We start from the raw sequence: 7,281 nt of genomic DNA on the forward strand, positions 1-7,281 counted from the left end.
GGGTCCGCGCGGTCTCGAAGTCGTCCAGCGTCCGCGCGTGGAACTCCAGCGACGCCTCGAAGTGCTCGTCGATGTCCTTGCTGAGCATACTACCCCGCGCGGGGTAGTAGGGCGTGCGCGTGCCTGGTCCGGGCTTGGTGAGGTGACTGCGGGAGCTGAGCGTGCGAGTTTGCGGGTTTCAGATCCGCGCTGAATCGCAAACCCGCGTTCAAACCCGCACGCTGATTGACTGGTCGCGGGCGGTGGTCGACGGGGCGTCCGTGCGAGCGCGAAAAGGGGGTCTCTGACCGGCCCGAACCCGGTTGACCGGGGCAAATCTGGTTCGAAGATTCACGTTCTGTCCGGCAGGGCCGGCAAGCCGTTGTCCGTGGCGATCTCGGCGGCCAACACTAACGACGCCGCGGCAACTCAAGCCGCTGTTTCTGGCCATCCCTGCGATCAAGTCCCGGCGTGGTCTGCGGCGGCGCCGACCGGCCAAGCTGCACGCGGACAAGGCCTACGACCAGCCCGAACTTCGTTCCTGGGTCCGTGACCGCGGCATCGCGGTCCGCATCGCACGCAAAGGCGTCAAGACCAGCCAGAAACTCGGCCGGCACCGCTGGGTGATCGAACGAACGATCGCCTGGCTGTTCGGCTACCGCCGCCTCAGCACCCGTTACGAACGCCACGCTCGTCACTTCAGCGCCTTCCTCACCCTTGCAGCCACCCTCACCTGCTACAAGAAACTCGCCAAATCGTCCACATGAGACACAGTCTAAGCAGGAGTGGAGTTGGTGCGTTGATAATGGGGCGCCGCCCAGGCGCGAAACACCAGCTGGTCAGGTAGGGACTGGAACGAGCGGTGTAACTCCCGATCATGGCGGCGACACCGATGACCGAGATGATTTCCCCGTGGAGCACATCGAGGACCCGACTCGACTGGTCTTGACGGCCTGGACGGGAAGCTGATCAACCAGCGGCGGTTGTGCCCATCAGCGCCGCGTCCCACCGGCGTGCCGCGCAGCTCGATCCGCATCACAGCGAAAGTCGTCCGCCGGCAACCACGCCGCGAGCATCTCGGTCAGCACTGACTTGCCCCCACCCCGATTACCCGGCACAGGTTGCACTCGCAGGCCGGGGGGCAACGACATTGACTAAGACATCTCCCGTCCACGAGGTTCTTGTAGCTCTAACGCGTCGTGGCGTGCCCAAGCTCAGGACGCTCAACCCAGACGAATCTGAACGGTACGACTAGAACTCTCGGTTCGACGTGATCGGAGTGGGTGATTCCGGGCCTGGTGCGGCGGTCAATCGCGATCACCGGTGAGCGTTCTCGAACTCGTCGATGATGCTGGCGGGGATCCGGCCTCGGTCGGCCAGCTCGTGACCTTGCCTGCGTGCCCATTCGCGGATTGCCCTGGTCTGCTCCTTGCTGCGCGCCTCACCGACGATCGTCCGGGTAGCGGCACCGCGCTTGGCGCGACTTCCGGTCCTGCGAGCCTTGGTGACGAAGTCGCCGAGGCGATCGCGCAGCCGGCCCGCGTTTCCTGCGCTGAGGTCGATCTCGTAGGTCACGCCGTCGAGTCCGAACTGCACAGTCTCGATGTCGTCAGTCGTAGAGCCGTCCAGGTCGTCGATGAGCTGGACGAGAACCTTCTGTGCCATTCTGAATACTCCCGCAAAGATTGGTGAAGGGATTGATTGGGCTCCCACAATTTAGCAGCCCTCCGTCCCCCCGCTTGCGAACGCGTTGCATTGACGTGATTCCAATGAGCCTCAGGTGAGCTCCGTAGGCGCATCTGCCGGGACCGGGACGACGGGAAGCGAGAGTGGTGATTTGGTTCGCGGTGAGCACGCGGTGTTTGTGCAGCATCCGGATGATCCAGAAGTCGCGTGGCGTCAGCCGTGCAGCCAGCATCGCCTGGTGGTCCGTGTTGTTCGCGGAGTGCGGGGTCGGGGTGCTGCCTGCCCTCGCGCTGGAATCGCCCGGTGACCACCGGTGGGCTGCATCGGCCCTGACTTAGTGGTGGGTCGGTGCGGAGTCGGTTGGAAGTCGGTGGACAGGACGCAACGCTCGGCGTCATCACAGTACCTGCTGTCAGGCCATCTACACCGAATTCGACCTCGCCATTGCCGCCAACCACGGTGTGCTCACCGATCTGATCGCGCCCGCATCCATGGACAGTCCAAGTCGGACATGACCAGAGCACTTGCCACCACTCACAGCTCGGATGCCGGTAACTTGGCGTTGGAAACGGCGTCCGGACCGAGGGAGGCAAGGAAGTCGCGGGCGATGCCGGCTTCGTCGCCATCGAGACCGATGAAGAGGAAGATGCCCAACGCAAGTTGCGCCTGTTCCCGGGCCTCGTCGTAGCGCGCCTTCCGGCGGTGTAGCTCGGCGATTCCCAGCAGCGCCAAAGCCTCGTGATAGCGGTCACCTAGCGTCTTGCACAGGTCCAGCGCTGCCTCGTACTCCCGCACAGCCTCCGCGACTGCACCAAGATCACGGTAGGTATGACCCAAGTTCACGAGAATATTGGCCTCAACGACACCCACCTTACTCGCTCGAGCGACTTCGAGGCCAATTTCGCCATATCTGAGAGCGTGCTCCAGCTGCCCAGAGTCGACGTACAAATCGACTAGTGAATCAAGAGCCCCGGCCTTGTGGTAATTGGTGCCCGTCCCGTTTATCGCCAAATTTAAAGCTTCCTGTGCGCACAGTATCCCTCGATCATGCTGCTTCATCTCGCGAAGCGTTGACCCAAGATTTGCAAGGGTTACAAGGAGAAACTCGGTGTCATTTATCTTGCGGGCAAGGATGAGGCTGCGCTCCAGGTGGTCGGCGGCGATTTCATTCTGGCCGAGTCGGGAGTATGCAATACCGAGGGCCATCAACGATCGCATCTCTGCATTTGGGTCACCCGAATACCGACTGGAGGAAAGTCCAATGTTCAATACTGCGATCCACTCGGTGAGCAGGCCCGTCGAGTAGTAGTGGTCGTACAAGAACCAGGCTAGCTGCCAAGCGGCGTGGCGCTCGCCCAAATCCGCGAGGTACTGCGTCAGCGCCAAGACATTCGGCGCTTCGATCTTAAACCAGGCGTCGGCCGATTCGCGAGCATCGGCGTTCGGCAGTTCACGCCGCATTCCTTTCGTGTTCAGGGCAAAGAGCGGGTAACCGGGATCGATGCAGAGCTCAGTCAATCTCATGCTCTGCAGATACCAGTCCATCAGCCTGTGTATCGCGTTTGTGCGCTCCTGCGACGTTTCCTCCCGGGCCACCAGTTCGCCGGCGTACACGTTGACGAGGTCGTGGAAACTAAAGCGGTCCGCGTTAGTTTCGAGCAAATGCTGCTCGCTCAACGTCTTGAGGAGATCTTCCACGTCGTGGGCGGGCCTGTCGACCAGCGCGGCTGCCGCGGCAACCCCGATGTCCGGGCCACGCACCAAACCAAGAAGACGGAAAGTCCGGGCTAGCGCCGGATCCAGCGAGCGATACGACCACGAAAAAACGCCCCGAACCGACGACATCTCGTCGTCATCGACGCCGAAAACGTCCAGACGGCTCTGCTCGTCAATCAGATTCGCGACGAGCTCACCCAGGCTCGAATTCGGCATCGACGAGACCTTCTCGGCGGCGATCCTCAAAGCCAGCGGAAGATAACCACACAACCGAGCCAGTGTGGCCGCTTCCTCCGGCTCGGCATCGATCCGCTCAGGCCCGACCACCCGGCGCAGCAACTCCACGGCTTCCGCGCTCGACAACAAACCCAAAGTGAGGCGGCGTGCCCCGTCGCGGGCAACCAGACCACTCAGCCGGTTGCGGCTGGTGATGAGAACCAAGTTGTTCGACTCTCCCGGAAGCAAATCCCGAACCTGCTCCGTGGACGCTGCATTGTCCAGCAGTATCAGGAACCGCCTACCGGACAGCAGGCTTCGGTACGTCGAGACCAGCGCATCGGGTTCTGACGGAAAACTCGTACTCCCGAGCGCCCCGAGCAACTGGCCAAGTGCATCGAACGCCGTCATGGGCGGCCGATTCGGATCAAAACCACGCAAATCCAGATATAGCTGCCCATCCGGATAGCTATCCACCACATGCCGCGCGAACCGCACCGCAAGGGATGTCTTACCGATACCTCCGGCCCCGTCGATCGCCGAGATGAGCAGCGCCGGATTGCCCGATTCCGTCGCACTGCGCCATTGCGACAACTGCGTCATTTCGCCGACCCGCCCCACGAAATCCGGCACTTCGTGAGGTAGTTGAGAGGGAATCGACGCGCGCGATCCGGACCACGGCTCGGTCGCCGGATCGAGTTCGGGATCCGAACGCAGCATCCGCAGCTGCAGGTCGGTGAGTGCACTACCGGGTTCGAGCCCGAGCTCGTCGGCAAGCAGTCGGCGGACCGCGTCGAACTCGGCCAGAGCCTCCGCCCGCCGCCCGCTCCGATACAGCGCCAGCATGAGCTGCGCGCGCATCCGCTCCCGATACGGTTCCGCCTTGATGGCATCGTCAAGGCCCGCGAGCACGTCCCGATGCCTGCCGGCCGCCAGCATCAGATCAGCTCGCTCCTCGACAAGCTCATAACGCAGGTTCGTCAACCGAACACGCTCTGTGTCGGCAAACGGGCCTGGAACCCCGCTCAGCGGTACGCCTCGCCACATTGCGAGACACTCTCCGAAAAGATCAGCCGCGACCGAATGCTCTCCGGAAGCCGCCACCGCACGCGCATGGCGAACCTGCGACTCCACCACAGCCAGATCCAGCTCGCCGGGAACCAGCACGAGGTGATAACCCGTCCCGGTCCGCGTAAGCAGGTCACGACCCGCTACAGACAGTGCCCGTCGCAAGCCGTGAATGTAGGTGTGCACGCTGCCCTCCACCGTCGGCGGAACCGCATCGCCCCACACCCCGTCGATCAGCTCACCACGCGACACTGCCTGATTCGCCCGCATCGCAAGGATCGCCAGCACCGCCCGTTGCCGAGGAGGACCAAGGACGATCTGTAGGTCTCCCACGCGGGCCTCGACTTCGCCCAGCAGTCCGATCCGCAACTCTCGAGCGGCAGCACCGGCCACGGCGCTTCACCTCCAACCGATACCCAGAAGTGCCAACCAATCGAAGTCGGGTCTGCCCGGGAGCGTCACCGTTCACTTGGATGCCGGTCACCAGCTCCAGCCGACCGAACCCAATGTGCGACCCAAGCAGGCAACCAATAGTACAACCGGAGCAGGCAACTAGTGGTCGCGTACGTTGGTTCGTCAGGGTCAAGCCGCGAGTGGTGGGGGGTGCGTGGTGATCGTGACGGCTGGGGCAGGTCAGGAACTGTTTGAGGTCGTCGCGGGTGAAAGTCTAGTCGATGGACTGGGCTGCGTGGTTGTATCGGTCCTGAAAGGACAGAAGTCGTTCGGTCACGTCGTCGAGGTCGCGGACGTCGTCGGGTGTCAGTGCTTTGCGTTGCACGGCGGAGAAATAGATCTATACCCGGTTGAGCTGGAAGCCTGCATGGGTTAGGCACACCATGCGTTGGGCCAGGCTTTGGACATGCGATCCGCGGCGGCCCAGTTCCAGCGGGAGGCGGCCGGGCCGACCACCCCAGAACACCCGTCGGCCGAGGTGCGCTTCTCGGCGGCGATGGCCTGCTTGAGCAGCTTGATCTTCGTGTTGACGTCTTCGGTGGGGCTGTTGCTGTGGGGCACGGTCAGGCCCGCGACCGGGTCGCGATCTTTGTCCAGTCTGTTGAGGTAGGACTCGGAGCCGGGCAGCGCGTCCGCGCGGGTCGTGACGATCCAGCTGGGAAGGTCCTGGCTGCGGCGCCTGGTGAGGATGGCGGCGAACTCGGGCACCCGAGTGGCGAGAATGGTCATCTCCGGGCAGGCGGCGATCAGCTCGTCGAGGTGGCGGTGAGCGTGGTCGGCAAGGTCGGCGGGAGGGCTCATCAGCCAGGAGACGAGCTGGCGTGGTGCGGGCACGACGCGCTCGGGATCGGCGCGGCCTTGGTTGATGTAGTGGATGAGGGGGTTGCCGCTACCGGTGTAGCCGTGCTCGCGGATCTCGGTCAGAATCCGGTGACCGGGACCTTCTCCGCCAAGCGCTGCCGGACCAGGTCACGGTGTGCGTCGACCAGACAGGCGCCGTAGCGCGGCGGGCGCAGCAGATCGCCGACGCGCCCGGCGCGGGCGTAGCGTTTGACCGTGTTCAGCGCCCAGCCGCCGCGCGCACTCCAACAGCCCGACACCCACGGCAAGCAGGTCGTGCACGGCACTGACCTCTCGCGTGCGAGAGGTCAGTGCCGATCTTTCCGGGCTGGGAGTGGTGTTCCAGCACGCGGAGTGGGCTACGACGGTCTTCTTCATCGCGCAGGCCAAGTTGTGCCACAGATACCACCGGTCGCTGGCCTGCACCGCCTGCGGGGCGGCCTGGCGGATCGCCTCGGCGTAGGCGGCCGAGCCATCCCTGGACACCACCTCCACCCCGGGATGCTCACGCAGCCACGCCGCCAAGGTGGAGGACTTGCGGTCCGGTAGCAGGTCGATACGGCGATGAGTGACCGCGTCGATCAGCACGGTCGCGTACGTGCGTTCGCGCGCGATCGCGAAGTCGTCGACACCGAGCACCGTCACGCTCCCGATCTCGGGATCGGGCAGCGCGTGCACCAGCCCAGCAGCGTTCACCGGCTCGCCACAACCCTAGTTCGGCGGCCAGGCGCGACCCGGCCCGGCCGGCCAGCGCCAGCCCGATGTGCTCCAGCACTGTGCGGCACAACGAGGTCCGGCGGGCATGCCTGACGGTCAGCTCGCCGACCTGCTCGGCGAACGTCGCCACCGGACAACCGGTGTTACCGCAGAAGAGCCGGCGCACGTGCAATCGCGGCATCACCGGCTGACCGGCCATCGCGACGTTGGCCAGTCCACGGTCATAGCGGCTGTGGACCCGCCGGGATCGGCTGCCGCAGGACGGGCAGGCACAGTCCTCCGCCGTGACACGCGCCCACATCAGCACACCTGATGCGGTCTGCTCGATCCGCTCGACGACCACACCCGCCAGGTGCGGCAGGAGCACGTCCAACCACTGACGATCACACACCGAACATGATCACAAACCGTCGCCGCGTGCCCGGATCCGAGCCCAGTCGGTTGATCACGCAATCATCGACAGAGCCGAATGTTTTACGGTCCCCCCGAATCTGGGGTTGGGGGTGGATGTGCATGGTGTTGGGGGTGGATGGGCATGGTGGGTTGTGTTTGGTGGTCATGTTGTCATAGGGCGGGTGATGGTGGAGATGTTTGGGTGGGAGTTCG

At 63.9% G+C, this 7,281-nt stretch carries 5 protein-coding genes and 2 pseudogenes; 2 read left to right on the forward strand and 5 right to left on the reverse strand.

Features of this window, described 5'->3' with window-relative positions:
* Window positions 1-221: 221 nt before the first annotated feature.
* Window positions 222-746, forward strand: a pseudogene (locus ABZX92_RS44390) (IS5 family transposase); the annotation flags it as partial.
* 550 nt (window positions 747-1,296) lie between these two features.
* Here the strand turns inward: ABZX92_RS44390 and ABZX92_RS44395 are convergent.
* Both ABZX92_RS44395 and ABZX92_RS44400 read right to left on the reverse strand, forming a co-directional pair.
* Window positions 1,297-1,644: an Lsr2 family protein gene (locus tag ABZX92_RS44395; RefSeq protein ID WP_355571989.1), complete on the reverse strand. Its 348-nt coding sequence runs from the start codon at window positions 1,642-1,644 to the stop codon at window positions 1,297-1,299.
* A gap of 555 nt (window positions 1,645-2,199) precedes the next feature.
* Window positions 2,200-5,058, reverse strand: a complete 2,859-nt coding sequence (locus tag ABZX92_RS44400) for a BTAD domain-containing putative transcriptional regulator (protein WP_355571991.1) — start codon at window positions 5,056-5,058, stop codon at window positions 2,200-2,202.
* A gap of 214 nt (window positions 5,059-5,272) precedes the next feature.
* On the opposite strand from ABZX92_RS44400, the gene ABZX92_RS44405 reads away from it, so the two are divergent.
* Entirely contained in the window at window positions 5,273-5,494 is a 222-nt protein-coding gene (locus tag ABZX92_RS44405) for a hypothetical protein (RefSeq protein ID WP_355571993.1), read from the forward strand.
* Here the strand turns inward: ABZX92_RS44405 and ABZX92_RS44410 are convergent.
* The 3 genes and pseudogenes from ABZX92_RS44410 to ABZX92_RS44420 form a co-directional block, all read right to left on the reverse strand.
* Window positions 5,491-5,952, reverse strand: a complete 462-nt coding sequence (locus tag ABZX92_RS44410; RefSeq protein WP_355571995.1) for a hypothetical protein — start codon at window positions 5,950-5,952, stop codon at window positions 5,491-5,493. The genes ABZX92_RS44405 and ABZX92_RS44410 overlap by 4 nt on opposite strands.
* A gap of 135 nt (window positions 5,953-6,087) precedes the next feature.
* The gene (locus ABZX92_RS44415; protein ID WP_355571997.1) at window positions 6,088-6,636 is read right to left on the reverse strand and encodes a transposase; all 549 of its coding nucleotides are present in this window, start codon (window positions 6,634-6,636) and stop codon (window positions 6,088-6,090) included.
* Window positions 6,637-6,835: 199 nt separating this feature from the next.
* Window positions 6,836-6,976 (reverse strand): annotated as a pseudogene (locus ABZX92_RS44420) (hypothetical protein); the annotation flags it as partial.
* Between the last annotated feature and the right edge of the window lie 305 nt (window positions 6,977-7,281).

The sequence above is a fragment of the Lentzea sp. NPDC006480 genome (assembly GCF_040611995.1).
Classification (GTDB): domain Bacteria; phylum Actinomycetota; class Actinomycetes; order Mycobacteriales; family Pseudonocardiaceae; genus Lentzea.